Here is a 399-nt window from a genome sequence, read left to right on the forward strand (position 1 = left end):
GGATGTAGTTCGTATTGGAATAGGCGTGCCGCGCACCGGGCGCAAACGCCAGCGGCCGCTCGGCCACCTCTGCGAGCAATTCACGGGGGGCTGGATTCGTCGGCATCAACCGCAGGAAGTTGTCTTCATTCAGATAGTTGGGAATGCCTGAGGTATGGCTCAGCAGCTGCAGCAGCGAAGTGGATGCCCATACGGAAGGCAACCCTTCGACGTACTCGCCGATGGGCGCGGTGACGTCGAGCAGATGCCGCTGCTGGAGCCGGAATATCAGCAGGGCCGTGAACAGCTTGGTGATCGACCCCAGTTCGAACACGGTATGGCGATCAATCGGTGCAGGCCGGGTGTCATTGAGCCGCCCGGTCGTGGACAGCGCGGCAATGCGCCCGTGATCGACCAGAA

At 61.7% G+C, this 399-nt stretch carries 1 protein-coding gene; it reads right to left on the reverse strand.

Annotation, left to right across the window (positions count from 1 at the left end; translation table 11 throughout):
* Positions 1-399: serine hydrolase domain-containing protein (locus tag DF216_RS10675; protein WP_164979062.1), on the reverse strand; the 399-nt coding region annotated here is incomplete at both ends.

The sequence above is a fragment of the Streptococcus oralis genome (assembly GCF_004127215.1).
In the GTDB taxonomy this organism is placed as follows: domain Bacteria; phylum Bacillota; class Bacilli; order Lactobacillales; family Streptococcaceae; genus Streptococcus; species Streptococcus oralis_BD.